Genomic DNA, 26,225 nt, shown 5'->3' with positions numbered 1-26,225 from the left:
AGGCCAGCACCCTGGTTGGGCACTGCTACGGCTGATCACATAGGGTGAAAAGAAAAACGGGAGGTTCGGCGTGTTCGTTGAACGGGCGCCGCTTGTCGACTTAGTGTCCTGTTCAGAAGACTCCAGGGAACAGACACACTGGTAACCCTAAACTTCAGCGTTAGGGTTCGGGTCGGCGTTCGGACCGTCCCAATTCGGCATCCGTCGTCCCGGTCGGGGAACCGCCCGGCGCGACAACGTAATTCGAGGCGAGAGGCCTTCGACGTGGCAGCACCGCAGAACTACCTCGCAGTCATCAAGGTCATCGGTGTCGGCGGCGGTGGTGTCAATGCCATCAACCGGATGATCGAGGTCGGCCTCAAGGGCGTCGAGTTCATCGCCATCAACACCGACGCGCAGGCACTGTTGATGAGCGACGCCGACGTCAAGCTGGACGTCGGCCGTGAACTCACCCGCGGACTCGGCGCCGGCGCCAACCCGGCCGTCGGCCGCAAGGCCGCCGAGGACCACCGCGAGGAGATCGAAGAGGTCCTCAAGGGGGCCGACATGGTCTTCGTGACCGCCGGCGAGGGCGGCGGCACCGGCACCGGCGGCGCGCCCGTCGTGGCCAACATCGCCCGCTCGCTGGGCGCCCTCACCATCGGCGTCGTCACCCGCCCGTTCACCTTCGAGGGCCGGCGCCGCGCCAACCAGGCCGAGGACGGCATCGCGGAGCTGCGCGAAGAGGTCGACACCCTCATCGTGATCCCCAACGACCGGCTGCTGTCCATCTCGGACCGCCAGGTCTCGGTCCTGGACGCGTTCAAGTCCGCCGACCAGGTCCTGCTCTCCGGTGTCCAGGGCATCACCGACCTGATCACCACCCCCGGCCTGATCAACCTGGACTTCGCCGACGTCAAGTCGGTCATGTCCGAGGCCGGTTCGGCCCTCATGGGCATCGGCTCGGCCCGCGGCGACGACCGCGCGGTGGCCGCCGCCGAGATGGCGATCTCCTCGCCGCTCCTGGAGGCGTCCATCGACGGCGCCCGGGGCGTGCTGCTCTCCATCTCCGGCGGCTCCGACCTCGGTCTGTTCGAGATCAACGAGGCGGCCCAGCTCGTCAGCGAGGCCGCCCACCCCGAGGCCAACATCATCTTCGGCGCGGTCATCGACGACGCCCTCGGCGACGAGGTGCGGGTCACCGTGATCGCGGCCGGCTTCGACGGCGGCCAGCCCCCGGCCCGCCGGGACAACGTCCTCGGCTCGTCCTCGGCCTCCTCCTCCGCCAACTCCTCGGCCCAGCGCCGCGAGGAGCCCGCAGCCCCGCCGCGCCAGCAGCAGGCGGAGAGCCGTCCGACCTTCGGCTCGCTCGGCAGCGTGACCCCGAAGGAGGAGCCTGAGCCGGCCCCCGAGCCGGTGGTCGAGATCCCGGTGGCCCCGCCGGTGCCGCAGTCCCGTACCTACGCGGACAGCGCGGCCGAGGAGCTGGACGTGCCGGACTTCCTGAAGTGATAGGACAGCGCGGACACGTGAGCGGCGCGCACTTCGCCTTCACCGACAGGTGGGGCGGGGTGAGCGCCGCTCCGTATGCGGAGCTCAATCTCGGCGGCGCGGTCGGCGACGACCCCGGTGCCGTGCGGACCAACCGCGAACTGACCGCCAAGGCGCTGGGCGTGGACCCGGCGCGGGTGGTCTGGATGAACCAGGTGCACGGCGCCGAGGTCGCGGTCGTGGACGAGCCCTGGGGCGAGAAGCCGGTGCCGGAGGTCGACGCGCTCGTCACCGCCCGCCGCGGCCTCGCCCTCGCCGTGCTCACCGCCGACTGCGTACCGGTGCTGCTCGCCGATCCCGTCGCGGGTGTCGTCGCGGCGGCGCACGCGGGACGGCCCGGCATGCTCGCCGGGGTCGTCCCGGCCGCCGTACGCGCCATGACCGAACTCGGCGCCGAGCCCGGCCGGATCGTCGCCCGCACCGGACCCGCCGTGTGCGGCCGGTGCTACGAGGTGCCGGAGGCGATGCGCGCCGAGGTGGCCGCCGCCGAACCGGCGGCGCACGCCGAGACGAGCTGGGGCACTCCCGCCGTCGACGTGAGCGCCGGAGTGCACGCGCAGCTCGACCGGCTCGGGGTGCGCGACCGGGAGCAATCCCCGGTGTGCACAAGGGAGTCGGACGATCACTTCTCGTACCGCCGCGACCGTTCCACCGGACGGCTCGCCGGCTATGTGTGGCTGGACTGATGGGGCATGACGGACCGTAGGACCGAACTCGCCGGGAATCTGGCGAAGGTTGAGGAACGCATCGCCGCCGCGTGCGCGGCCGCGGGGCGGGCACGTGAAGAGGTGACCCTGATCGTGGTCACCAAGACCTACCCGGCCGACGACGTCCGCATCCTCTCGGAACTGGGGGTGCGTCAGGTCGCGGAGAACCGGGACCAGGACGCGGCGCCCAAGCACGCCGAGTGCGCGGATCTGCCCCTGGAATGGCACTTCGTGGGTCAGTTGCAGACCAATAAGGTGCGTTCCGTGGTCGGTTATGCCGATGTCGTGCAGTCCGTCGACCGGGACCGGCTCGTCACCGCGCTCTCCAAGGAGGCCGTGCGGGCCGGCCGCGAGATCGGCTGCCTCATCCAGGTCGCCCTGGACGCGGGGGCGAGCGGCCGGGGCGAGCGGGGCGGGATCGCACCGGCTGGGATCGGGGAGTTGGCCGACCTGATCGCCGGCGCGCCCGGACTGCGGCTGGACGGCCTGATGACCGTCGCGCCGCTCACCGGCGAGTACGCGGGACGCGAACGCGCGGCGTTCGAACGGCTCGTGGATTTGTCGACCGACCTGCGCCGGGCCCATCCTGCTGCAACCATGGTGTCCGCAGGGATGAGCGCGGACCTCGAGGAGGCCGTGGCGGCCGGGGCGACACATGTGCGCGTCGGCAGCGCGGTACTCGGAGTCCGTGCCAGGCTCGGGTAACGTCGCCAAGAAGTCGGACCACAGCAGAAAATATGGTCAATGCCCGCCGAAAGCGGGCGCAACGACCGAGTGGATCGCGGGAACTTGGCAGTCGTCACCCGATCCACCACAGAGCGGAGGACTCAGAGCATGGCCGGCGCGATGCGCAAGATGGCGGTCTACCTCGGCCTCGTGGAGGACGATGGGTACGACGGCCGGGGTTTCGACCCCGACGACGACTTCGAGCCCGAACTGGACCCGGAGCCCGAGCGGGACCACCGACGACACGAGCCGACACACCAGCCGCACAGTGCACATGTGTCCCAAAGGGATGAATCGGTGCGAGTGGTGCAGCCTCCGGCGCAACGCGAACCGGTGTCCCATTCCCCGGCGCTGACCGCGGAATCGGGCCGCCCGGCGCGCATCGCGCCCGTGGCGTCCATCACACAAGAACGTCAGTCCCTGGAGAAGAACGCGCCGGTGATCATGCCCAAGGTCGTGTCGGAACGAGAGCCGTACCGCATCACCACGCTGCACCCGCGGACCTACAACGAGGCCCGTACCATCGGGGAACACTTCCGCGAGGGCACCCCGGTGATCATGAATCTGACCGAGATGGACGACACCGACGCGAAGCGACTTGTCGACTTTGCGGCGGGTTTGGTGTTTGGACTTCACGGCAGTATCGAACGGGTGACGCAGAAGGTCTTCCTGTTGTCTCCTGCTAACGTCGATGTCACGGCGGAGGACAAGGCCCGCATCGCAGAGGGCGGGTTCTTCAACCAGAGCTGAAGACGCACCACCGGAAGACGCACGGAACAGGGGAGAGGGAACCAGCAGCCATGAGCGTGTTCGCGCAGGTGATCTACATCGCGCTGATGGTGTTTCTCGTCGTCCTGATCTTCCGGCTGGTCATGGACTACGTCTTCCAGTTCGCCCGCTCGTGGCAACCCGGCAAGGCGATGGTGGTCGTACTGGAGGCCACCTACACTGTCACCGATCCACCGTTGAAGCTTCTGCGGCGGTTCATCCCGCCGTTGCGGCTCGGGGGCGTGGCACTCGACCTGTCCTTCTTCGTCCTGATGATCATCGTCTACATCCTCATCACCGTGGCGGGGAGCTTCGTGCGATGAGGGTGGACGATACGGTCTTGCCGACTGCCGATGACTACGTTGAGGTGAAGAGATGCCGTTGACCCCCGAGGACGTGCGGAACAAGCAGTTCACGACCGTCCGCCTCCGAGAAGGCTATGACGAGGACGAGGTCGATGCCTTCCTCGACGAGGTCGAAGCCGAACTGACCCGTCTGCTCCGCGAGAACGAGGATCTGCGCGCCAAGCTGGCCGCCGCCACGCGGGCCGCCGCGCAGAACCAGCAGAACATGCGCAAGCCCCCGGAGCAGGGCGGTCAGGACCAGCAGCAGCAGGGCATGCGCGGTCCCGGCGCTCCGGTTCCCGCCGGGATATCGGGCCCGCCGCAGCAGCAGATGGGTGGCCCCATGGGTGGCCCGCCCCAGTTGCCGAGCGGTGCCCCGCAGCTCCCCGCCGGTCCCGGCGGACAGGGCGGCCCGCAGGGCCCCGGCCCGATGGGCCAGGGTCAGATGGGTCCCGGTCCGATGGGCCAGGGCCAGGGACAGATGGGCCAGGGCCCCATGGGCCAGGGTCCGATGGGCCAGCAGGGCCCCGGCCCGATGGGTCAGGGTCCCGGTCCGATGGGCCAGGGCCCCATGGGCGGCCAGCCGCCCATGCCGCAGCAGATGGGCGGCCCCATGGGCGGTCCCATGGGCGGCCCCGGCCTGCCCGGTCAGGGTGGCCCCGGCGGCGACAGCGCCGCGCGTGTCCTCTCGCTGGCCCAGCAGACCGCCGACCAGGCGATCGCCGAGGCCCGCTCCGAGGCCAACAAGATCGTCGGTGAGGCCCGCAGCCGCGCCGAGGGTCTGGAGCGCGACGCCCGTGCCAAGGCCGACGCCCTGGAGCGGGACGCGCAGGAGAAGCACCGCGTGGCCATGGGCTCCCTGGAGTCCGCGCGCGCCACGCTGGAGCGCAAGGTCGAGGACCTGCGCGGCTTCGAGCGCGAGTACCGGACGCGTCTGAAGTCGTACCTGGAGTCCCAGCTCCGTCAGCTCGAGACGCAGGCCGACGACTCGCTCGCTCCGCCGCGCACTCCGGCCGCCGCGTCCCTCCCGCCGTCCCCGGCGCCCTCGATGGCTCCGGCCGGCGCGAGCGCCCCGTCCTACGGTGGCGGCAACCAGGGCATGGGTGGCCCCCAGTCGCCCGCAGGACCGTCCTACGGCGGCCAGCAGCAGATGACGCCGGCCATGACCCAGCCGATGGCTCCGGTCCGCCCGCAGGGCCCGTCCCCGATGGGCCAGGCTCCCTCGCCCATGCGCGGGTTCCTGATCGACGAGGACGACAACTGACGGCCCCGCACGGCCTGTAGTACGCCACAGACGTCGGCAGCGTTCAGGGCGGCCCCCGGACTCAAGGTCCGGGGGCCGCCCTGTTTTACGCGCGTTGAGCAGGGTTGCGGGTTCGGCTGACGTCAAGCGCACCTACCCCAGGGGCGCGGGGAACTGCGCGACCAGCCACGAAGCACCCGCAGCCTCGAAACAACAACGGCGGCCCCCCACCGGGAGCCGCCGTTGCCGAATGCGGAGCCTTACGCCTTACGCAGACGGAACGTCAGAGACAGCCCCTCGTCCGCGAAAGCCTCCCCGAAGCTCTCATCACCCTCGCCCTGGGCGAAGTCCGTGGCGAGAACCTCCTCCGCGATGAGCCCGGAGTGCTCGGACAGGGCGGCCACCACCGCAGGGTCCGCCGCCGACCACCGCAGCGCGATCCGGTCGGCCACATCGAGCCCACTGTTCTTACGGGCTTCCTGGATCAGCCGGATCGCATCCCGAGCGAGCCCCGCCTGCCGCAGCTCCTCCGTGATCTCCAGATCCAGCGCCACCGTCGCACCGGAGTCGGACGCCACCGACCACCCCTCACGCGGCGTCTCCGTGATGATCACCTCGTCCGGGGCGAGAGCGACCGTCTCCCCGTCGACCTCCACCGAGGCCGTGCCCTCGCGCAGCGCGAGCGACAGCGCGGCGGCGTCGGCGGCGGCGACCGCCTTGGCCACGTCCTGCACCCGCTTGCCGAACCGCTTCCCCAGCGCCCGGAAGTTGGCCTTCGCGGTGGTGTCCACCAGCGAGCCGCCGACCTCGGACAGCGAGGCCAGGGACTCGACGTTCAGCTCCTCGGTGATCTGCGCGCGCAGCTCCGCGCCGAGGGTGTCGAAGCCGGCCGCGCCGACCAGCGCGCGGGACAGCGGCTGACGCGTCTTCACGCCCGACTCGGCACGCGTGGCGCGGCCCAGCTCCACCAGCCGCCGCACCAGCACCATCCGCTTCGACAGCTCCGGGTCGATCGCCGACAGGTCGGCCTCCGGCCAGGTGGAGAGGTGGACCGACTCCGGGGCGTCCGGGGTCACGGGGACGATCAGGTCCTGCCAGACCCGCTCGGCGATGAACGGGGTGATCGGAGCCATGAGCTGGGTGACCGTCTGCACCACCTCGTGCAACGTGCGCAGCGCGGCCTTGTCGCCCTGCCAGAACCGGCGGCGCGAGCGGCGCACGTACCAGTTGGACAGGTCGTCCACGAAGGCGGAGAGCAGCTTGCCGGCGCGCTGGGTGTCGTACGCCTCCAGCGCCTTGGTCACCTGGTCGGTGAGGGCGTGGAGTTCGGACAGCAGCCAGCGGTCCAGCAGCGGGCGGTCGGCCGGGGCCGGGTCCGCCTCGCTCGGGGCCCAGCCGGCGGTGCGGGCGTACAGGGCCTGGAAGGCGACGGTGTTCCAGTAGGTGAGGAGCGTCTTGCGGACGACCTCCTGGATGGTGCCGTGGCCGACCCGGCGGGCCGCCCAGGGGGAGCCGCCGGCCGCCATGAACCAGCGCACCGCGTCCGCGCCGTGCTGGTCCATCAGCGGGATGGGCTCCAGGGTGTTGCCCAGGTGCTTGGACATCTTGCGGCCGTCCTCGGCGAGGATGTGGCCGAGGCACACGACGTTCTCGTAGGAGGACTCGTCGAACACCAGGGTGCCGATGGCCATCAGGGTGTAGAACCAGCCGCGGGTCTGGTCGATGGCCTCGGAGATGAACTGCGCCGGGTACCGGCTCTCGAACAGCTCCTTGTTCTTGTGCGGGTAGCCCCACTGCGCGAACGGCATCGAACCCGAGTCGTACCAGGCGTCGATGACCTCGGGCACGCGGGTGGCGGTGTCGCCGCACTGGGGGCAGGGGAAGGTCACCGCGTCGATGTACGGGCGGTGCGGGTCCAGGCCCGACTGGTCGGTGCCGGTCAGCTCGCTCAGCTCGGCGCGGGAGCCCACGACCGTGAGGTGGTCGTTGTCGCAGGTCCAGACGGGCAGCGGGGTGCCCCAGTAGCGGTTGCGGGAGAGCGCCCAGTCGATGTTGTTGCTCAGCCAGTCGCCGAAGCGGCCGTGCTTGACCGTCTCCGGGAACCAGTTGGTGCCCTCGTTCTCCGCGAGCATCCGGTCCTTGACGGCGGTGGTGCGGATGTACCAGGACGGCTGGGCGTAGTACAGCAGCGCGGTGTGGCAGCGCCAGCAGTGCGGGTAGCTGTGCTCGTAGGGCAGGTGGCGGAAGAGCAGGCCGCGCTCGCGCAGGTCCTCGGTGAGCCGCTCGTCGGCCTTCTTGAAGAAGACGCCGCCGACCAGCGGGACGTCCTCCTCGAAGGTGCCGTCGGGGCGGACCGGGTTGATCACCGGCAGGCCGTAGGCGCGGCAGACCTTGAGGTCGTCCTCACCGAAGGCGGGGGACTGGTGGACCAGACCGGTGCCGTCCTCGGTGGTGACGTACTCCGCGTTGACCACGTAGTGCGCCGGTTCCGGGAACTCGACCAGCTCGAAGGGGCGCTGGTAGGTCCAGCGCTCCATCTCGGCGCCGGTGAAGGACTGGCCGGTGGTCTCCCAGCCCTCGCCGAGGGCCTTCTCCACCAGCGGCTCGGCGACGACGACCTTCTCCGTGCCGTCGGTGGCGACGACGTAGGTGACGTCCGGGTGGGCGGCGACGGCCGTGTTGGACACCAGGGTCCACGGGGTCGTCGTCCACACCAGCAGGGACGCCTCGCCGGCCAGCGGGCCGGAAGTGAGGGGGAAGCGGACGTAGACGGAGGGGTCGACGACCGTCTCGTAGCCCTGGGCCAGCTCGTGGTCGGAGAGGCCGGTGCCGCAGCGGGGACACCAGGGGGCGACGCGGTGGTCCTGGACCAGCAGGCCCTTGTCGAAGATCTGCTTCAGCGACCACCACACCGAGTCGATGTACTCGGGGTCCATGGTGCGGTACGGGTCCTCGAGGTCCGTCCAGTACCCCATGCGGGTCGTCAGCTCGGCGAAGGCGTCCGTGTGCCGGGTCACCGACTCGCGGCACTTGGCGTTGAACTCGGCGATGCCGTACGCCTCGATGTCCTTCTTGCCGGAGAAGCCCAGCTCCTTCTCCACGGCCAGCTCGACCGGGAGCCCGTGGCAGTCCCAGCCCGCCTTGCGGCCGACGTGGTAGCCGCGCATGGTGCGGAAGCGGGGGAAGACGTCCTTGAAGACGCGGGCCTCGATGTGGTGGGCGCCCGGCATGCCGTTCGCGGTCGGCGGGCCCTCGTAGAACACCCACTCGGGGCGGCCCTCGGACTGCTCCAGGGTCTTGGCGAAGATCTTCTGGTCGCGCCAGAAGTCGAGCACGGCGTGCTCAAGCGCGGGCAGGTCGACCTGGGCGGGCACCTGGCGGTACGTCGGCGCTGTCATCTGCGGGCATCCTCCAACGGAACTTGCTGCCTTCCGTCGGAGGGACGAGAGCGTTCTTCCTGTTCACGCCGTGTGCGGCGCGCTCCCGCGGTACCACCCTCCTTGGCCCGCCACCGGGGTACGTCCGGCGGTGAGCCCCCTCATTGGGGTCGCGAAGCCGGTTCTACTCGCCCCGAGGGGCTTTCCTCCGGCGGCTCCGGGGTGATCTTCACATCGCGCTCGCCACCGGGCTTCCACCGACCCCGGCTCGCTCTGGGCTGCGTTACGACGCTACTCGTCCCCATCCACGCTTCTCGCTCCGCCCAGTGTACGGCGCCGGGCGGACAGCGGCCGACCGCTTTTCCGGGCCGGTGGTGTGACCCGAACGGCGGCGGGGGCGGGAGTGACGGGTTACGGGCCGGGGAGCTGGGCACAACGGATGCAGGTCTGCTGCGCGGGGGGCGCGGGGCGGGCGAATCGGGCGGCGTGCCCCGTTGCCGCGGGACTGAAGTCGATTTATCGTCCCAGCACGATTCGCCTGCAATCTCACATATGTGAAGGGGTCCCGGCCATGGTGGCGAAGAAGACCTCCGGCGGTTCGGCAGGAAGGGGGAGCGGGCGGTCCGAAAAGGCGGACAAAGCTGCCGGCAAGGGCGCCGCCGAGAAGAGAGCCGCAGGTGAGAAGCGCGCGCCCGCCGCGAAGAAGACGACCACGGCCAAGAAGACGTCCGCCGGGCGGACGGCCGGTGAGAAGACGGGCGGCGAGACGGTGACTCCAGGGAAGACGGCCGCCAAGGCCACCGCAGCCGAGGCGGCGACCCCGCAGGGCACGACGGCCGGGCGAACGGCGGCGAAGAAGACGGCCACCAGGAAGACGGCCGCCAAGAAGACCGCCAAGACCTCTGCCTCCAAGACCGCTGCCTCCAGGACCGCTGCGTCCAGGACCTCTGCCACGAAGACGGCCACGAAGACGCCCGCCAAGAAGCTCGCCGCCAAGAAGACGGCCGGCAAGAAGGCGGTCGCCAAGAAGAGCGCCACCGAGAAGACCGGCACCAAGAAGACCGCGGCCCAGAAGGCGCCCGCGAAGAAGGCGGTCGCCGAGAAGGCGGCCGGGAAGAGCACGGCCGAGAAGACGGGAGCCACGAGGGTGGTTGCTAAGAAGACTCCTGGCACGGCCACGGCGGAGGGCGGTGCCCTGCCGGGCACGCGCCTGGCCGCCGCGGAACCCGGTGACCTGGCCGTACGTCCCGGTGAGGACCCCTGGACGCCCGAGGAGGTCGCCGAGGCGCGCGCGGAGCTGGCCGCCGAGGCGGACCGGCTCAGCACCGAGATCTCCTCCTCGGAGGCGTCCCTGGTCGGCCTGATGCGCGACTCGGCGGACGGCGCCGGTGACGACGAGGCCGACACCGGCAGCAAGAACATCACCCGCGAGCACGAGCTGGCGCTGGCCGCCAACGCGCGCGAAATGCTCAGCCAGACCGAGCGCGCCCTGGAACGGCTGGACGCGGGCACCTACGGCCTGTGCGAGAACTGCGGCAACCCCATCGGCAAGGCCCGCATGCAGGCGTTCCCGCGGGCCACCCTGTGCGTGGAGTGCAAGCAGAAGCAGGAACGCCGCTCCTGACCTCCGGGTCCGCTCTCCGCCGCCGCCGGGGGCGTGCCGTACTCTCTCCTCAGTCAGGCACCTAGGTTGAGGGACTCACGTGGCAGAGGCGGAGCGCATCATCGGTACGCCGGACACTCCGGAGGACAGCGGAGAGCGGGCGAGCGCCCCCGCGCCCCGGACCGGGCGCGGACGCCGGATCGCCGTGCTCTTCGCGGTGGCCGCGTTCGCCTACGCCCTTGACCTCGGCAGCAAGCTGCTGGTGGTGGCCAAGCTGGAGCACCACGCCCCGATCCAGTTGGTCGGCGACCTCCTGGAGCTGCACGCCATCCGCAACCCCGGTGCCGCCTTCGGCTTCGGCGCGGCCTTCACGATCATCTTCACGGTGATCGCGGTCGCCGTGATCCTGGTGATCGTCCGGCTCTCCCGTAAGCTCTACAGCTTCCCCTGGGCCGTCGCGCTCGGCCTGCTGCTCGGCGGCGCCCTCGGCAACCTCACCGACCGGATCTTCCGCGCCCCCGGTGTCTTCCAGGGCGAGGTCGTCGACTTCATCGCGCCCCGTGGCTTCGCCGTGTTCAACCTGGCGGACTCCGCGATCGTCTGCGGCGGCATCCTGATCGTGCTGCTGTCCTTCCGCGGCCTGGACCCGGACGGCACCGTCCACAAGGACTGACGGGCCCCCGCACCGGTTTTCCACAGGCTCGTTCGGTGCCTTCCGGGCCGTCCGTCATACTCGACGGGTGAGCACGTTTCCCGAGATCCGAACCCTGCCCGTGCCCGACGGCCTGGAGGGCGAGCGCGTCGACGCCGCCATCTCCCGGATGTTCGGCTTCTCCCGCACGAAGGCGGCCGAGCTGGCCGCGGCCGGCAAGGTCCAGGTCGACGGCGCCGTGGTCGGCAAGTCCGAGCGCGTGCACGGCGGTGCCTGGCTGGAGGTGGAGATGCCGCAGGCACCCGCCCCGGTGCAGATCGTCGCCGAGCCGGTCGAGGGCATGGAGATCGTGTACGACGACGACGACGTGGTCGTGATCGTCAAGCCCGTCGGCGTGGCCGCGCACCCCTCGCCCGGCTGGACCGGCACCACCGTCATCGGCGGTCTCGCCGCCGCCGGGTACCGGATCTCCACCTCCGGCGCCGCCGAGCGCCAGGGCATCGTGCACCGGCTCGACGTGGGCACCTCCGGCCTGATGGTGGTCGCCAAGTCCGAGCGGGCCTACACCTCGCTCAAGCGCCAGTTCAAGGAGCGCACGGTCGACAAGCGCTACCACACCCTGGTCCAGGGCCACCCGGACCCCACGAGCGGCACGATCGACGCCCCCATCGGCCGCCACCCCCAGCACGACTACAAGTGGGCCGTCACCGCCGAGGGTAAGCCCTCGGTCACGCACTACGACCTCATCGAGGCGTTCCGCTCCGCCTCCCTGCTGGACGTGAAGCTGGAGACCGGCCGCACCCACCAGATCCGCGTCCACATGGCCGCCCACCGCCACCCCTGCGTCGGCGACCTGACCTACGGCGCCGACCCCACGCTCGCCAAGCGCCTCAAGCTGGAGCGCCAGTGGCTGCACGCGGTCCGGCTCGGCTTCGAGCACCCGGCGGACGGCCAGTGGGTCGAGTTCGAGAGCGACTACCCCGAGGACCTCAGCCGCGCCCTCGACCGGGTCCGCGAGGAGACGTACGCGTGAGCACTCCGTACACCGTCCGGGTCGCCGGGGACCCCGCCGACCGCGAGGCGTGCTTCGCGGTCCGCAAGGAGGTCTTCGTCGGCGAACAGGGCGTGCCGCAGGACATCGAGTACGACGCCCACGACGCCACCGCCCTGCACGTACTGGCCATCGGCGCGGACGGCATACCGCTGGGCACCGGCCGGCTGCTGCACGGCGAGGCGGCCGCGGGCAAGACCGGCGGGGACGCCTCGGTGGGCTCGCTGGGCCGGCTCGCGGTGACCCGGCGGGCGCGCGGCCTCGGCGTCGGCGCGGCCCTGGTGCGGGCCATCGAGGACGCGGCCCGGGACCTCGGCCTCACCGCCGTCGACCTGCACGCCCAGACCCAGGCCCTCGGGTTCTACGAGCGCCTCGGCTACACCGCGTACGGCCCGGAGTTCCAGGACGCCGGGATAGCGCACCGGGCGATGCGCCGCCCCCTCGGGCCCGCGTAGGACTGCCGTACGAGAGCGGGCCGTTGACCGGGCTTTTCCGGCCGGCGTGGCAGGCTGGAGGCTTGCGGTGATCGTTTACCTCCGGAGCGCGCTACGTGGATCAGCTTGCCCTGTTGTTCGTGATCCTGCTGGCCGCGCTGGTGAGCGTGCCGGTGGGCGAGTACTTCAACCTCCCCGCGCCGGTGCTGATGACGGTGTTCGGCGGGGTGCTCGCCGTGCTGCCCTTCGTGCCCAACGTCGACATCCCGCCCGACCTGATCCTGCCCGCCCTGCTGCCGCCGCTGCTCTACGCGGCCGTACGGCGCACCTCCTGGCGGCAGTTCACGGCGAACATCCGGCCGATCTTCCTGCTGGCCGTCGCCCTGGTCTTCGTAACCACGATCTGCGTGGCCGCGGTCGCGCACGCCATAGTGCCGGGCCTGCCGGTCGCCGCCGCCGTCGCGCTGGGCGCGCTGATCGCCCCGCCGGACCCGGTCGCCGCGACCGCCGTCGCCGGTCAACTGGGCCTGCCGCGCCGCCTGGTGTCCATCCTGGAGGGCGAGGGGCTGTTCAACGACGTCACCGCGATCGTGCTCTACCACGTGGCCATCGCCGCCGCGATCAGCGGTGAGTTCTCGCCCTGGGAGGCCGGGCTGGACCTGGTGCTCTCCGCGGTCGTCGCCGTCGTCATCGGTCTCGCGCTCGGCTGGGGCGCCAACAAGCTGATGTCCCTGCTGGGCGACGCCACCCTCCAGATCGGCCTCTCTCTGCTGGTGCCGTACGCCTCCTACGTGCTCGCCGAGGAGCTGCACGGCTCGGGCGTGCTGGCGGTGCTGACCACCGCCCTGTTCCTCTCCGAGTACGCCACCGACGCCGACGACGTGATGACCCGGCTGGCCGGGCACACCTTCTGGGACATCATCGACACCCTGGTCACCGGCGTCGCCTTCGGGCTGATCGGCCTCGAACTCCACAACGCCATCCGCACCGCCTCCGGCCGCTGGGCCGAGCTGCTCGGCTGGGCGGCGGCGGTCGCGGCCGTGGTGATCCTGGTCCGCCTCCTCTGGCTGCTGCCGGCGACCTGGCTGACCAAACGCCTGCACGCCCGGCGGGACATCGACGAGGAGATCCCGGTCGGCTGGCGCGAGACCGTGGTGATGTGGTGGTCCGGGATGCGCGGGGTGGCCTCGGTGGCGCTGGCCCTCGCCATCCCGCTCACCACCGAGGACGGCGGGCCCTTCCCGGACCGGGACATCATCGTCTTCATCGCCTTCGGGGTGATCATCGCCACCCTGGTGCTCCAGGGGCTCACCCTGCCCTCGCTGGTGCGCAGGCTCGGGGTGCGGGCCGACTCCGAGCGGGAGAAGGACTTCGAGAAGGAGCTGGCGGTCCGCGCGACCAAGGCAGCCCGGCGCAAGCTGCGCGAGATCGAGCAGGTCGAGGACCTCCCCGAGGAGCTGTCCGAGCAGATGCTCCGCCGCGCCTTCGACATCGGCATCCGCATCAGCCCGGACATGGGCGAGGAGGAGCGCCGGGAGGCCCACCAGAAGCGGGCCCGGCGCCTGAAGCGGGTGCGGCAGATCCAGTCCGAGATGATGAGCGCCGCCCGCCACGAGGTACTCGCGGCACGCAGCGAGCCGGGGGCGGACCCGGAGATCGTGGACCGGGTGCTGCGCCATCTCGACGTACGCAGCCTGCGCTGAGCCGCCCCCGGGCTCCCTCGGGCCCGCTAGACCCGGCCGGTGCGCGGGAAGTCGTATGCCTTGCGCAGGGTGGACCGGTCCGGGGAGGGGATCTGGTAGGGGGCCTTGACCGCGTCGGAGGTGTTGACGCGGGGGAGCGCGTACGGGTGCTCGGCGGAGAGCCAGGCGATGAGCTGCTCGCGGACCGTGACCCGGACCGTCCAGATGTCGTCCGCGTCCTTCGCGGTCACCAGGGCGCGCACCTCGATGGTGTTCGGGGTGGTGTCGGTCACCACCAGGCCGTAGGCACGGCCGTCCCAGGCGGCGCAGTGGCGCAGGATGTCGCGGAGCTTCTCCCGCATCGCCTCCACCGGCGCACTGTGGTCCAGGTACCAGAAGACGGTGCCGGTCATCTGCGGAGTGCCGCGCGACCAGTTCTCGAACGGGCGCGAGGTGAAGTAGGAGACCGGCATGGTGATCCGGCGCTCGTCCCAGGTCCGTACCGTCAGGAAGGTCAGGGTGATCTCCTCGACGGTGCCCCACTCGCCGTCCACCACCACGGTGTCACCGATGCGCACCATGTCGCCGAAGGCGATCTGCAGCCCGGCGAACAGGTTGGCCAGCGTGGACTGGGCCGCGACACCGGCCACGATGCCGAGGATGCCGGCCGAGGCCAGCAGCGAGGCACCGGCCGCGCGCATCTCCGGGAACGTCAGCAGCATCGCCGCCACCGCGACCACCCCGACCGTGGCCGACACCACCCGCATGATCAGCGTGACCTGGGTGCGCACCCGGCGCACCCGCGCCGCGTCCCGGTGCATCCGGGCGTAGCGGCTGTACGAGGTCTCCACGACGGCGCCCGCGATGCCGATGACGAGCCACGCGGTCGACCCGATCAGCACCAGGGTCAGGGTCTGGCCGATGCCGACCCGGTGGGCGCGCAGCCACGGCACCTGGGCGTAGGACCCTCTGAGCAGGGCGGCGAGCAGGACGAGCTGGTACGGGATGCGGCAACGGCGCAGCAGATCCCACAGCGGGGTCTCGCCGTGCCGTTCGTCGGCCTTGCGCAGCAGCAGATCGGTGGCCCAGCCGAGCAGCACGGTGAGCGCGACGGCACCGCCGACCACGGCCAGGGGCCGGATGACGTTCTCCATGAGGGGGAACGTAACCGCGTGGCGGCGGCATGAACCTGTGTGTTCGGTCTCGCGCTGGGTAGACGGGCCGCGCCGGTAACGCCCTGACCTGGTGCGGCTGGCACCATGGGGGCATGAACATCATGCTCTTTCACTCGGCGTACGGGCTCACCCCCGCGGTACGCGACGCGGCGGACCGGCTGCGCGCGGCCGGGCACGAGGTGTGGACGCCGGACCTCTTCGAGGGCCGCACCTTCGACTCGGTCGAGGAAGGCATGGAGTACCAGCAGTCCGTCGGCAAGGAAGAACTGCTGAAGCGGGCCGTGCTCGCCGTCGCCCCCTACTCCGACCGAGGGCTCGTCTACTCGGGGTTCTCGCTCGGCGGCTCCATCGCGCAGACCCTGGCCCTCGGCGACGACAAGGCGCGCGGGCTGCTGCTCCTCCAGGGCACCTCGGACATCGCACCGAACGCCTTCACGGACGAGCTGCCGGTGCAGTTGCACGTGGCCGAGCCGGACCCGTTCGAGACGGACGACTGGCTGAGCGCCTGGTACCTCCAGATGGGCCGCACCGGAGCGGACGTGGAGGTCTACCGCTACCCCGGCGCCGGCCACCTCTACATGGACCGCGACCTGCCCGACTACGACGCCGAGGCCGCCGAGGCCACCTGGCGGGTGGCGCTCGGCTTCCTGGAGAGCCTGTGAGCCGCTACACCGGCGTGTAACTCCGCTCCACCTTCTGCGTGCCGCTGCGGGTGCGGTACGAACGGGCCCACGCCGACGTGGCGTCGGGGCTCCTGCGGTCGGAGATCACGTAGTAGTCCATCTGCGCCCGCTCGGCGGTGATGTCGAGCACCCCGTAGCCGTGGCGGTCGGTGTCGACCCAGTGGACGTGCCGGTTGGCGGCCTGGATGACCGGCGCGGCGACGGCCGAGACGGTGCCCTCGGGGACCTTCACGATGTCGTCGAGGTTGTCCGAGGTGAGCGAGGTGACCACGAACTCGGTGGCCGCCGACGCCGACAGCGGGTAGGTGCCCGCGTCGTGGGGCACGTCGTTGGCCCACGCCATGTGGATGTCACCGGTGAGGAAGACGGTGTTGCCGATGGCGTTGGCCTTGAGGTGGGCCAGGAGTTCGCGCCGGTCGTCGGTGTAGCCGTCCCACTGGTCGGTGTTGACGGCGATGCCCTCCTGCGGCAGCCCGAGCAGCTTCGCCAGCGGCCGGAGCAGATCGGCGGAGAGGGCGCCCACCGCGAACGGCGAGATCATCACCGAGTTGCCGACCAGCCGCCACTTGGTGTCCGACGCCTTCAACCCGGCCTTGAGCCAGTCCAGTTGGGCCCGCCCGGTGAGCGTGCGGTCCGGGTCGTCGACCGAGCCGGAGGCAGTGGCCGCCTGCTGGGAGCGGAACGAGCGCAGGTCCAGCAGGGACAGGTCGGCCAGCTTGCCGAAGCGCAGCCTGCGGTAGGTGGTGCCCGCGACGGCCGGGCGGACCGGCATCCACTCGAAGTACGCCTGCTTCGCGGCCGCCTGACGGGCCGCCCACGCGCCCTCGGCGCCCTCGGTGTGGTTGGTGGCGCCGCCCGACCAGGCGTTGTCCGCGAACTCGTGGTCGTCCCAGATGGCGACGACCGGCGCGGCCAGGTGCAGCGCCTGGAGGTCGGGGTCGGTCTTGTAGGTGGCGTGCCGTATCCGGTAGTCGGCCAGGGTGAGGATCTCGTGCGCGGGGGAGTGCGGGCGCACCACGGTGTCCCGCGTGCCGTACTCGCCGGTGCCGTACTCGTAGATGTAGTCGCCCAGGTGCAGCCAGGCGTCCAGGTCGCCGCGGGCCGCGAGGTGGCGGTAGGGGCTGAAGTAGCCCGCCTCCCAGTTGGCGCAGGAGACCACGCCGAAGCGCAGACCGGTCACGGCCGCGTCGGCGGCGGGCGCGGTGCGGGTGCGGGCCACGGGGGACTCGGCGCCGCCGCTGGTGAAGCGGAACCAGTAGTCGGTGCCCGGCTGCAGACCCCGGATGTCGGCCTTCACGGTGTGGTCGGTGGCCGCCGTGGCGGTGGTGGAGCCGGCGGCGACGACGTCGGTGAACGCCTTGTCGCGGGCGACGGCCCAGCCGACCTCGGTGTCCGGGCCGATGCCGGAGCCGGGCAGCGCCTCGGGCACGGGGGTCACCCGCGTCCAGAGCAGGACGCCGTCGGGCAGCGGGTCGCCGGAGGCGACACCGTGCAGGAAGACGGGGGCCGCGGTGGCGGCGCGGGCCGGGAGCGCCGCGGCGAGCGGCCCGGCCAGGACGGCGCCGGCCGCCGCGGCCTTGACGACCGTACGGCGGCTGGGCGCAAGGGTGTTGCGGGCCGGTACGGCCTCGACGGATCTGTGGGGACTGGTCACGGCCGATCAGGTTACTGATCGGTATGCCCGAAGAGCGGGCGAACCCCGAAAGTTCGCCCGCTCTTCACGCGGTGCCCCTCAGCGCCAGAGGGTCAGCCCTTGAGGGCCTTGGTGATCGCGGTGACGTACTCGCCCTGCGTCATCGGCGCGTTCTGGCCGTCGGAGCCGGTGACCTTCTTGCCGTCCATGAGCAGGGTCGGCGTGCCCTGGAAGTCGTACTTCTTGCCGTCCGTGTTGAACTTGTCGCTCATCACCAGCGCCCACTTGTCGTAGGTGCCGTTCTTCACGGCCTTCTGGAAGGCCGCGTTGCCCTTGAGCGCGGGCACGGTGTCGGCCACCTTGATCAGGTAGTCGTCGCTCTTGAACTTGTCCTCCTGCTCGTCGGGGTGGTACTTCGCCGAGTACAGCGCCGCCTTGTACTTGAGGAACGCCTCCGGGTCGACGTTCAGGGCCGCGCCGAGCGCGCTGAGCGCGTTCTTGGAGCCCTCGCCCGGGATGTTGTTGTCGATGAAGGTCGCGCCGACGTACTGGATCTTGTACTTGCCGTCCGCGACGTCCTTGTCCACCGTGGCGCCGGACGCCTGCTCGAACTGGGCGCAGACCGGGCAGCGGGGGTCCTCGTACATCACGAGGGTCTTCTTCGCGGTGTCCTTGCCGATGACGACCGTGGTGCCGTCCTTGCCCGTGGTGTGGGCGGGCTTGACCAGAGTGGCCTTCTCGGCAGCCTCCCAGCCGCTCGGCTTGTTGTTCTGGACGACCGCGTAGCCTATGCCGCCCGCGGCGGCGAGCACCGCCACCACCGACAGGCCGACGATCGCCTGCCGCTTCACCTTGTCCCGCTTGGCCTGGCGCTCGCGCTCCTCGCGCAGCCGCTCACGCGCCGCCGTCTTCGCCGCCTGGGTGTTCCGCTTGCTCATGTTGGTGATCTCCATAGGGGACGCGCACATGCCGTACGCGAGGTACGTGTGCGCGGGATATGTGTGGGAACGGAATCGTGCTCGGTGTCGCTCAGGGGTGGGCGAGCGCGAGGGAGCACGGCGGTCCGCGCCGTCCCAGGGAGTGCGCGAGGAGCAGGGCGGCCCGCGCGGCGGCCGGACGCGGCGCCGGGCGGGGCGTCCGGCGGGCCGGGGCCGGCCGGACCGCACCGACGGCGACCGCCAGCAGCAGCGGCCGGAACGTGGTCGCGCCGAGGGCCCGTACCAGCTCGGCCAGGGCCCGCTCGCCCCGGCGCAGCCAGGCGGCGGCCAGCAGCCCCACCCCGATGTGCGCGGCGAGCAGCAGCCAGGAGGCGGCCGGGTCGGTGTGCGCGAGCAGCGCGCCCGCGCGGTCCGGGGAGCTGGGGACACCGGCGACATGGGCCAGCGGGCCGCCGACCGCGCCGCCCCGGCACAGCAGGTCCAGGCCCACCGCGTGCAGCGGACCGGTGACCGGGCCGCCGGCCCGGCCGTAGCAGGCGTGCTGGCCGGTGGTGAACACCGTGTCGGCGGCCAGCTCCAGCGGGACCAGCAGGGCCGCGATCGGGCCGAAGCCGCGCTCCCGGCCCGCCAGCGCGTACGCGGCGGTGAACACCCCGGCGGCGACCGCGAGGACGGTCGCCACCGGCAGCGGGGACCGGGACAGCAGCACGTGCGACGCGGTGCTGAGCGTCACGGTGAAGGCCGTGAACAGCGCCGCGCGCACGGCTCTGAGCTGGGTCCCGGATATGTCCATAGCGAGAGGAGAGTGTGTCACGGACCGCTGTGAGACACCCGTAAAGGGTGTGCGCCGGCTACAGCCCCGGAATCCGGCCGTTGCGGAACAGGTCCAGGAACGTCTGGTGGTCGGCGCGGGCCCGGGCGCCGTAGCTGTGCGCGAAGTCCACCAGCAGGGGCGCGAAGCCCTCCTCGTCGCCCGCGATGGCCGCGTCGATGGCCCGCTCGGTGGAGAACGGCACCAGGGACTCGCCCGAGGTGGTCTCGTCCGCCGCCGCGTGCATGGTGGCCGTGGCCCGGCCCAGGTCGGCGACGACGGCCGCGATCTCCTCCGGGTCGTCGATGTCGCCCCAGTCCAGGTCGACCGCGTACGGCGAGATCTCGGCGACGAGCTGGCCCGCGCCGTCCAGCTCGGTCCAGCCCAGCCACGGGTCGGCGTGCGCCTGGAGGGCGCGCTGCGAGATCACCGTGCGGTGGCCCTCGTGCTGGAAGTAGCCGGCGATGGCCGGGTCCGTGATGTGCCGGGAGACGGCCGGGGTCTGCGCCTGCTTGATGTAGATCACCACATCGTTCTCCAGCGCGTCCGTCGCCCCCTCCAGCAGGATGTTGTACGAGGGCAGCCCGGCCGAGCCGATGCCGATGCCCCGCCGCCCCACGACGTCCTTGACCCGGTACGACTCCGGGCGGGCCAGCGAGGAATCCGGGAGCGTCTCCAGATAGCCGTCGAAGGCCGCCAGCACCTTGTACCGGGTGGCCGCGTCCAGCTCGACCGAGCCGCCGCCCGGCGCGAACCGGCGCTCGAAGTCGCGGATCTCCGTCATCGACTCCAGCAGCCCGAACCGGGTCAGCGAGCGGGCGTCGCGCAGCGCGTCCAGCAGCGGGCCCTGGGCGGTGTCCAGGGTGAAGGGCGGCACCTCGTCGTCCTTGGCGCCGGTGGCCAGGGCGCGGATGCGCTCGCGGTAGGCGACCGCGTAGACCGTCACCAGCTCGGTGATCTGCTCGTCGCTCAGCGCCTTCGCGTACCCGATCAGCGCGATGGAGGCGGCGAAGCGCTTGAGGTCCCAGGTGAAGGGGCCGACGTACGCCTCGTCGAAGTCGTTGACGTTGAACACCAGGCGGCCGTTGGAGTCCATGTAGGTGCCGAAGTTCTCGGCGTGCAGGTCGCCGTGCACCCACACCCGCGAGGTGCGCTCGTCCAGGTACGGGCCGCCCCGCTTCTCGGCGTCGAGGTCGTGGTAGAAGAGGCTGGCCGTGCCCCGGTAGAAGGCGAAGGCGCTCGCGGCCATCTTGCGGAACTTCACCCGGAACGCGGCCGGGTCCGCGGCCAGCAGCCGGCCGAAGGCGGTGTCGAAGACGGCGAGGATCTCCTCGCCGCGCTGCTCGTCGCTGAGCTGGGAAACCGACATCGCGGGGTGCCTCCTGGTGCGGGATCGTGCGTCGAGGTGAGCGGGAACACGGAGGGAGCCGTAGCGCCGCGCTCTCCCCGTCCACAACGGGCGACGCCGCGCCGGAGTGCCCGGTTCCCATCTGAAGGTACGCGGACCGGGCCCGGCGGTGTCAGTGCCGGGGCATAGACTTCCTCGCTGTCCCCTTCTTGTTCATCCGGAGGCCGAAACCGTGTCGAAGCCGCCCTTCACGCACCTGCACGTCCACACCCAGTACTCGCTGCTGGACGGTGCCGCGCGGCTCAAGGACATGTTCAACGCCTGCAACGAGATGGACATGACGCACATCGCCATGTCCGACCACGGCAACCTGCACGGGGCGTACGACTTCTTCCACTCCGCGAAGAAGGCCGGGATCACCCCGATCATCGGGATCGAGGCGTATGTCGCCCCCGAGTCCCGGCGCAACAAGCGCAAGATCCAGTGGGGCCAGCCGCACCAGAAGCGGGACGACGTCTCCGGCTCCGGCGGTTACACCCACAAGACGATGTGGGCGGTGAACAAGACCGGCCTGCACAACATCTTCCGGCTGTCCTCCGACGCGTACGCCGAGGGCTGGCTGCAGAAGTGGCCCCGGATGGACAAGGAGACCATCGCCAAGTGGTCCGAGGGGATCGTGGCCTCCACCGGCTGCCCCTCCGGCGAGGTGCAGACCCGGCTCCGGCTCGGCCAGTTCGACGAGGCCCTCAAGGCCGCCTCCGACTACCAGGACATCTTCGGCAAGGACAAGTACTTCCTGGAGCTGATGGACCACGGCATCGACATCGAGCACCGGGTCCGCGACGGCCTGCTGGAGATCGGCAAGAAGCTCGGCATCCCCCCGCTGGTCACCAACGACTCGCACTACACCTACGCGCACGAGGCGGCCGCCCACGACGCCCTGCTGTGCATCCAGACCGGCAAGAACCTCTCCGAGCCCGGCCGCTTCAAGTTCGACGGCACCGGCTACTACCTGAAGTCCACGGACGAGATGTACGCCATCGACTCCTCCGACGCCTGGCAGGAGGGCTGCGCCAACACCCTCCTGGTGGCCGAGATGGTCGACACCACGGGCATGTTCGAGGCCAAGAACCTCATGCCCAAGTTCGACATCCCCGACGGCTACACCGAGGTCACCTGGTTCAAGGAGGAGGTGCGCCGCGGCATGGAGCGCCGCTTCCCCGACGGCGTCCCCGACGACCGCCAGAAGCAGGCCGAGTACGAGATGGACGTCATCATCTCGATGGGCTTCCCCGGCTACTTCCTCGTGGTCGCCGACTTCATCATGTGGGCCAAGAACAACGGCATCGCGGTCGGCCCCGGCCGAGGCTCCGCGGCCGGCTCGATCGTCGCCTACGCCATGGGCATCACCGACCTCGACCCGATCCCGCACGGCCTGATCTTCGAGCGGTTCCTCAACCCCGAGCGCATCTCGATGCCCGATGTCGACATCGACTTCGACGAGCGCAGGCGCGTCGAGGTGATCCGGTACGTGACCGAGAAGTACGGCGCCGACAAGGTCGCCATGATCGGCACCTACGGCACCATCAAGGCCAAGAACGCGATCAAGGACTCCGCGCGCGTGCTGGGCTACCCGTACGCGATGGGCGACCGGATCACCAAGGCCATGCCCGCCGACGTCCTCGGCAAGGGCATCAACATCGACGGCATCACCAACCCCGAGCACCCCCGGTACTCGGAGGCGGGCGAGGTCCGGTCGATGTACGAGAACGAACCGGACGTCAAGAAGGTCATCGACACCGCGCGCGGTGTGGAGGGCCTGGTCCGGCAGATGGGTGTGCACGCCGCCGGCGTGATCATGTCCAGCGAGACCATCACCGAGCACGTCCCGGTGTGGGTGAGGCACACCGACGGCGTGACCATCACCCAGTGGGACTACCCGAGCTGTGAGTCGCTCGGCCTGCTGAAGATGGACTTCCTGGGCCTGCGCAACCTCACGATCATGGACGACGCCGTCAAGATGGTGAAGGCCAACAAGGGGATCGACATCGATCTCCTGAGCCTCCCGCTCGACGACCCCAAGACCTTCGAACTGCTCCAGCGCGGCGACACCCTCGGCGTCTTCCAGTTCGACGGCGGCCCCATGCGCTCGCTGCTGCGCCTGATGAAGCCGGACAACTTCGAAGACATCTCCGCCGTCTCGGCCCTGTACCGGCCGGGCCCGATGGGCATGAACTCCCACACCAACTACGCCCTGCGCAAGAACGGGCAGCAGGAGATCACGCCGATCCACCCGGAGCTGGAGGAGCCGCTCCGGGAGGTCCTGGACGTCACCCACGGCCTGATCGTGTACCAGGAGCAGGTGCAGAAGGCCGCCCAGATCATCGCGGGCTACTCGCTCGGCGAGGCCGACATCCTCCGCCGTGTGATGGGCAAGAAGAAGCCCGAGGAACTGGCCAAGAACTTCGTCCTGTTCCAGAAGGGCGCCCGCGACAAGGGCTTCAGCGACGAGGCCATCCAGGCCCTGTGGGACGTGCTGGTCCCCTTCGCCGGCTACGCGTTCAACAAGGCGCACTCCGCCGCGTACGGCCTGGTGTCCTACTGGACCGCCTACCTCAAGGCCAACTACCCGGCCGAATACATGGCCGGACTGCTGACCTCGGTCAAGGACGACAAGGACAAGTCGGCCGTCTACCTCAACGAGTGCCGCCGCATGGGCATCAAGGTGCTCCCGCCGAACGTCAACGAGTCGGAGTCCAACTTCGCCGCCCAGGGCGACGACGTGATCCTCTTCGGCCTCTCCGCGGTGCGCAACGTGGGCACCAACGTGGTCGAGGCGATCATCCGGGGCCGCAAGACCAAGGGGAAGTACCTGTCCTTCCCGGACTACCTCGACAAGGTCGAGGCGGTCGCCTGCAACAAGCGCACCACCGAGTCGCTGATCAAGGCCGGCGCCTTCGACTCGATGAACCACACCCGCAAGGGCCTCACCGCGCAGTACGAGCCGATGATCGACAACGTCGTCGCGGTCAAGCGCAAGGAGGCCGAGGGGCAGTTCGACCTCTTCGGCGGCATGGGCGACGACGCGGGTGACGAGCCCGGCTTCGGACTCGACGTCCAGTTCACCGACGAGGAGTGGGAGAAGACCTATCTCCTCGCCCAGGAGCGGGAGATGCTCGGTCTCTACGTCTCCGACCACCCGCTCTTCGGCCTGGAGCACGTGCTCTCCGACAAGGCCGACGCGGGCATCTCCCAGTTGACCGGCGGCGAGCACTCCGACGGCGCGGTGGTGACCATCGGCGGCATCATCTCCGGCCTCCAGCGCAAGATGACCAAGCAGGGCAACGCCTGGGCCATCGCCACCGTGGAGGACCTGGCGGGCTCCATCGAGTGCATGTTCTTCCCGGCGACCTACCAGCTCGTCTCGACCCAACTCGTCGAGGACGCCGTGGTGTTCGTCAAGGGCCGGCTCGACAAGAGGGAGGACGTGCCCCGGCTCGTCGCCATGGAGCTCCAGGTCCCCGACCTGTCCAACGCGGGCACCAACGCGCCCGTGGTGCTGACCATCCCGGCGGTCCGGGTCACCCCGCCGATGATCAGCCGCCTCGGCGAGATCCTCAGCCACCACAAGGGCGACAGCGAGGTCCGTATCAAGCTCCAGGGCCCGCGCAAGACCACGGTGCTGCGCCTGGACCGGCACCGGGTCAAGCCCGACCCCGCGCTCTACGGCGACCTGAAGGTCCTGCTCGGCCCGTCCTGCCTGACCGGCTGAGCCGGCGGTACCCAGAGCACGGCGACAGGCAGAGCAAAAGGGGCGCACCCCGCGGAGGTGCGCCCCTTTTCATATGCTCACTGCCAGCTCAAATGCCGTGTAGCGGCACTCAGTTGTGGCCGAAGCGCTTGTTCTGCTTGCGGGTGTAGTCCTGCTGGCCGCCCGCGATCTGGGCGGTGGCCTCCTGCGCCTCGGGGGCCTGCTCGGCGGAGCGCTGGGACTGCTCGGCCTGGGAAGCGCGGTTCTTCGGGCCGGTCTGCTTGCGGTTCTTGTTCTTGGCCATGGGGATCTGCCTCCTGAAGGGGGTCTAGGGGCCAGGGCCGAAATTAGATTCACATACGCTGACATCAAGCGCATGTCGGATAATTACCGTGTGTGACAGGGCTGGTGGGGACACCGGCTCCCGAAACGCCACGCCGAAGATCGAGTTCCGGCCGTTAACCCCCGCGCGGTCGGGCAGACTCGAAGGAACGCCGAAGCAATACCTCCCGGAAAGAGGGTGAGTCGCGTGGACCGCTGCATCGTCCTGGTGGACGCCGGGTATCTGCTGGGAGCCGCCGCGAGCCTCCTCGCCGGTGAGCCCTCGCGGTCCCGGATCATCGTCGACCACACCGCGCTCATCCAGGCGCTGCGCGAACGCGCCGAGTCCGAGACCGGCCGCCCGCTGCTGCGCATCTACTGGTTCGACGGCGCCCCCGATCGGGTCCCCCAGCCGGAGCACCGCAGACTCCGGGTGATGCCCCGGGTGACGGTCCGGCTCGGCGCCCTGACCAGAAGCGACGGCCGCTGGGCGCAGAAGGGCGTCGACGCGGCCATGCACGCCGAGCTGACCGAGCTGGCCCGCAACCGCGCCTGCTCCGACATCGTCCTCGTCACCGGCGACGGCGATCTGCTGCCCGGCATGATGGCGGCCAAGGAGCACGGCGTCGCCGTCCACCTGTGGGCCGTGCAGGCCGCCGACGGCGACTACAACCAGTCCGAGGACCTGGTCGCCGAGGCCGACGAACGGCGCGTGCTGGACCGGGCCTGGATCATCAAGGCCGTCCGCGCGAAGGAACTCACCGGCGTCTGCGCCCCGCCCCCGGCGCCGCGTCCCGAGATCGCCGCGATCCTCTCCGCCCCGCTGCCCGAGTCCGCGCCCAACGGCCGCGAACGCACCGCCGAGGACGACACCCACCGCCCGGCCGCCCCCGCCTCGGAGAACGGCGGCCAGGACCGGGCGGCCGCTCACAAGGGCGTCCCCACCCCCAAGGACCTCGCGGCGCTGCGCACCCCCGGCGCCCCGCCTCCCCAGCACCCCGCGAGCGCCACCCTGCGCTGGTCCTCCGACAAGGGCTGGGTGGACCGGCCGGGCACCGCCGCCGAGCCGCCGGAGGTCGCCGCCATGCCGACGCTGGCCCAGCTCACCACCGCCGAGCAGCGCTGGGCGGACCGCGAGGAGGACATCACCACGGTCGGCGGCGACCCGTACGAGGTCGGCCAGGTGTTCGCCCGCCGCTGGATGGCCCGGCTCGGCGACCAGGGCCACCTCCAGCGGCTGTCCGCGATGTACCCCCGCATCCCCCACCGCATCGACGGCGAGCTGCTGCGCTACGCGGCCCGCTTCGGCCTGCTCGCCCACAAGGACGACCAGATCGACGAGCACGACCGTTACGCCATCCGGGCGGGGTTCTGGCGGGAGTTCGACGTCCCGGCCGCGGCGGAGAACGCCTCCGCCGGGGAGTGAACGCGCCCTGACCGGCGGATGC

The 26,225-nt window shown here is 70.6% G+C and carries 21 protein-coding genes; 14 read left to right on the top strand and 7 right to left on the bottom strand.

Features of this window, described 5'->3' with window-relative positions; translation table 11 throughout:
- The first annotated feature begins 264 nt into the window (after nucleotides 1-264).
- The 6 genes from ftsZ (at nucleotide 265) to E5083_RS11395 (ending at nucleotide 5,339) form a co-directional block, all read left to right on the top strand.
- A complete protein-coding gene (ftsZ, locus tag E5083_RS11420; RefSeq protein WP_135785531.1) occupies nucleotides 265-1,491 on the top strand; it encodes a cell division protein FtsZ in 1,227 nt (408 codons plus the stop codon).
- A complete protein-coding gene (gene pgeF, locus E5083_RS11415; RefSeq protein WP_135785530.1) occupies nucleotides 1,488-2,216 on the top strand; it encodes a peptidoglycan editing factor PgeF in 729 nt (242 codons plus the stop codon). Before ftsZ ends, pgeF begins: the two co-directional genes overlap by 4 nt.
- A gap of 6 nt (nucleotides 2,217-2,222) precedes the next feature.
- Nucleotides 2,223-2,942 (top strand): YggS family pyridoxal phosphate-dependent enzyme, encoded by a 720-nt coding sequence (locus tag E5083_RS11410; RefSeq protein WP_135785529.1) that lies wholly within the window; start codon nucleotides 2,223-2,225, stop codon nucleotides 2,940-2,942.
- A gap of 129 nt (nucleotides 2,943-3,071) precedes the next feature.
- On the top strand, nucleotides 3,072-3,713 hold the full coding sequence (locus E5083_RS11405) for a cell division protein SepF (RefSeq protein WP_030810120.1): 642 nt from the start codon (nucleotides 3,072-3,074) through the stop codon (nucleotides 3,711-3,713).
- 50 nt (nucleotides 3,714-3,763) lie between these two features.
- Entirely contained in the window at nucleotides 3,764-4,054 is a 291-nt protein-coding gene (locus E5083_RS11400) for a YggT family protein (protein WP_030810117.1), read from the top strand.
- Nucleotides 4,055-4,106: 52 nt separating this feature from the next.
- Nucleotides 4,107-5,339: a DivIVA domain-containing protein gene (locus E5083_RS11395; protein WP_135785528.1), complete on the top strand. Its 1,233-nt coding sequence runs from the start codon at nucleotides 4,107-4,109 to the stop codon at nucleotides 5,337-5,339.
- A gap of 239 nt (nucleotides 5,340-5,578) precedes the next feature.
- Here E5083_RS11395 and ileS read toward each other — a convergent pair whose 3' ends face one another.
- Nucleotides 5,579-8,716 (bottom strand): isoleucine--tRNA ligase, encoded by a 3,138-nt coding sequence (ileS, locus tag E5083_RS11390; protein WP_135785527.1) that lies wholly within the window; start codon nucleotides 8,714-8,716, stop codon nucleotides 5,579-5,581.
- Nucleotides 8,717-9,266: 550 nt separating this feature from the next.
- Here ileS and E5083_RS11385 point away from each other — a divergent pair.
- From E5083_RS11385 to E5083_RS11365, 5 genes are all read left to right on the top strand, one after another.
- Nucleotides 9,267-10,319, top strand: coding sequence for a TraR/DksA family transcriptional regulator (locus tag E5083_RS11385; protein ID WP_135785526.1), 1,053 nt, complete (start codon nucleotides 9,267-9,269; stop codon nucleotides 10,317-10,319).
- A gap of 79 nt (nucleotides 10,320-10,398) precedes the next feature.
- Nucleotides 10,399-10,971: a signal peptidase II gene (lspA, locus tag E5083_RS11380; protein ID WP_135785525.1), complete on the top strand. Its 573-nt coding sequence runs from the start codon at nucleotides 10,399-10,401 to the stop codon at nucleotides 10,969-10,971.
- 67 nt (nucleotides 10,972-11,038) lie between these two features.
- Nucleotides 11,039-11,983 (top strand): RluA family pseudouridine synthase, encoded by a 945-nt coding sequence (locus E5083_RS11375; protein ID WP_135785524.1) that lies wholly within the window; start codon nucleotides 11,039-11,041, stop codon nucleotides 11,981-11,983.
- A complete protein-coding gene (locus E5083_RS11370; protein ID WP_135785523.1) occupies nucleotides 11,980-12,456 on the top strand; it encodes a GNAT family N-acetyltransferase in 477 nt (158 codons plus the stop codon). The genes E5083_RS11375 and E5083_RS11370 overlap by 4 nt, the downstream gene beginning before the upstream one ends.
- A 95-nt stretch (nucleotides 12,457-12,551) precedes the next feature.
- Nucleotides 12,552-14,138, top strand: coding sequence for a Na+/H+ antiporter (locus E5083_RS11365; RefSeq protein WP_135785522.1), 1,587 nt, complete (start codon nucleotides 12,552-12,554; stop codon nucleotides 14,136-14,138).
- 26 nt (nucleotides 14,139-14,164) lie between these two features.
- Here E5083_RS11365 and E5083_RS11360 read toward each other — a convergent pair whose 3' ends face one another.
- Complete coding sequence (locus E5083_RS11360; RefSeq protein ID WP_135785521.1) at nucleotides 14,165-15,271, bottom strand: mechanosensitive ion channel family protein; 1,107 nt, start codon at nucleotides 15,269-15,271, stop codon at nucleotides 14,165-14,167.
- A gap of 113 nt (nucleotides 15,272-15,384) precedes the next feature.
- Between E5083_RS11360 and E5083_RS11355 the strand changes: the two genes are divergently transcribed.
- Entirely contained in the window at nucleotides 15,385-15,954 is a 570-nt protein-coding gene (locus tag E5083_RS11355; RefSeq protein ID WP_135785520.1) for a dienelactone hydrolase family protein, read from the top strand.
- Between the two features lie 4 nt (nucleotides 15,955-15,958).
- On the opposite strand, the gene E5083_RS11350 is transcribed toward E5083_RS11355, so the two are convergent.
- From E5083_RS11350 to E5083_RS11335, 4 genes are all read right to left on the bottom strand, one after another.
- Nucleotides 15,959-17,629, bottom strand: coding sequence for an alkaline phosphatase D family protein (locus tag E5083_RS11350; RefSeq protein WP_135785519.1), 1,671 nt, complete (start codon nucleotides 17,627-17,629; stop codon nucleotides 15,959-15,961).
- Nucleotides 17,630-17,721: 92 nt separating this feature from the next.
- A complete protein-coding gene (locus E5083_RS11345) occupies nucleotides 17,722-18,546 on the bottom strand; it encodes a thioredoxin domain-containing protein (RefSeq protein WP_135785518.1) in 825 nt (274 codons plus the stop codon).
- A gap of 91 nt (nucleotides 18,547-18,637) precedes the next feature.
- On the bottom strand, nucleotides 18,638-19,339 hold the full coding sequence (locus E5083_RS11340; protein WP_135785517.1) for a hypothetical protein: 702 nt from the start codon (nucleotides 19,337-19,339) through the stop codon (nucleotides 18,638-18,640).
- A 58-nt stretch (nucleotides 19,340-19,397) separates the two neighbouring features.
- The gene (locus E5083_RS11335; RefSeq protein ID WP_135785516.1) at nucleotides 19,398-20,726 is read right to left on the bottom strand and encodes a DUF2252 domain-containing protein; all 1,329 of its coding nucleotides are present in this window, start codon (nucleotides 20,724-20,726) and stop codon (nucleotides 19,398-19,400) included.
- A 211-nt stretch (nucleotides 20,727-20,937) separates the two neighbouring features.
- On the opposite strand from E5083_RS11335, the gene dnaE reads away from it, so the two are divergent.
- A complete protein-coding gene (gene dnaE / locus E5083_RS11330) occupies nucleotides 20,938-24,477 on the top strand; it encodes a DNA polymerase III subunit alpha (RefSeq protein ID WP_135785515.1) in 3,540 nt (1,179 codons plus the stop codon).
- A gap of 109 nt (nucleotides 24,478-24,586) precedes the next feature.
- On the opposite strand, the gene E5083_RS31185 is transcribed toward dnaE, so the two are convergent.
- Nucleotides 24,587-24,760 carry a hypothetical protein gene (locus E5083_RS31185; protein ID WP_167513517.1) on the bottom strand — a complete coding sequence of 58 codons (174 nt, stop codon included), beginning with the start codon at nucleotides 24,758-24,760 and terminating at the stop codon, nucleotides 24,587-24,589.
- A gap of 225 nt (nucleotides 24,761-24,985) precedes the next feature.
- Between E5083_RS31185 and E5083_RS11325 the strand changes: the two genes are divergently transcribed.
- A complete protein-coding gene (locus tag E5083_RS11325; RefSeq protein ID WP_135785514.1) occupies nucleotides 24,986-26,203 on the top strand; it encodes an NYN domain-containing protein in 1,218 nt (405 codons plus the stop codon).
- Nucleotides 26,204-26,225 lie beyond the last annotated feature (22 nt).

Source organism: Streptomyces bauhiniae, assembly GCF_004784475.1.
Classification (GTDB): domain Bacteria; phylum Actinomycetota; class Actinomycetes; order Streptomycetales; family Streptomycetaceae; genus Streptomyces; species Streptomyces seoulensis.
Note: the sequence above shows the minus strand (reverse complement) of the source record. Positions and strands in the feature narration are given on the sequence as shown.

Excerpts from the sequence above, each read along its gene's own strand:
- E5083_RS11355 (WP_135785520.1), top strand. The coding sequence starts at position 15,385 with ATGAACATCATGCTCTTTCACTCGGCGTACGGGCTCACCCCCGCGGTA.
- E5083_RS11335 (WP_135785516.1), bottom strand. The coding sequence starts at position 20,726 with ATGTCGGTTTCCCAGCTCAGCGACGAGCAGCGCGGCGAGGAGATCCTC.
- E5083_RS11400 (WP_030810117.1), top strand. The coding sequence starts at position 3,764 with ATGAGCGTGTTCGCGCAGGTGATCTACATCGCGCTGATGGTGTTTCTC.
- E5083_RS11385 (WP_135785526.1), top strand. The coding sequence starts at position 9,267 with ATGGTGGCGAAGAAGACCTCCGGCGGTTCGGCAGGAAGGGGGAGCGGG.
- E5083_RS31185 (WP_167513517.1), bottom strand. The coding sequence starts at position 24,760 with ATGGCCAAGAACAAGAACCGCAAGCAGACCGGCCCGAAGAACCGCGCT.
- E5083_RS11360 (WP_135785521.1), bottom strand. The coding sequence starts at position 15,271 with ATGGAGAACGTCATCCGGCCCCTGGCCGTGGTCGGCGGTGCCGTCGCG.
- E5083_RS11395 (WP_135785528.1), top strand. The coding sequence starts at position 4,107 with ATGCCGTTGACCCCCGAGGACGTGCGGAACAAGCAGTTCACGACCGTC.
- ileS (WP_135785527.1), bottom strand. The coding sequence starts at position 8,716 with ATGACAGCGCCGACGTACCGCCAGGTGCCCGCCCAGGTCGACCTGCCC.
- E5083_RS11340 (WP_135785517.1), bottom strand. The coding sequence starts at position 19,339 with ATGGACATATCCGGGACCCAGCTCAGAGCCGTGCGCGCGGCGCTGTTC.
- E5083_RS11345 (WP_135785518.1), bottom strand. The coding sequence starts at position 18,546 with ATGAGCAAGCGGAACACCCAGGCGGCGAAGACGGCGGCGCGTGAGCGG.
- E5083_RS11410 (WP_135785529.1), top strand. The coding sequence starts at position 2,223 with ATGACGGACCGTAGGACCGAACTCGCCGGGAATCTGGCGAAGGTTGAG.
- E5083_RS11405 (WP_030810120.1), top strand. The coding sequence starts at position 3,072 with ATGGCCGGCGCGATGCGCAAGATGGCGGTCTACCTCGGCCTCGTGGAG.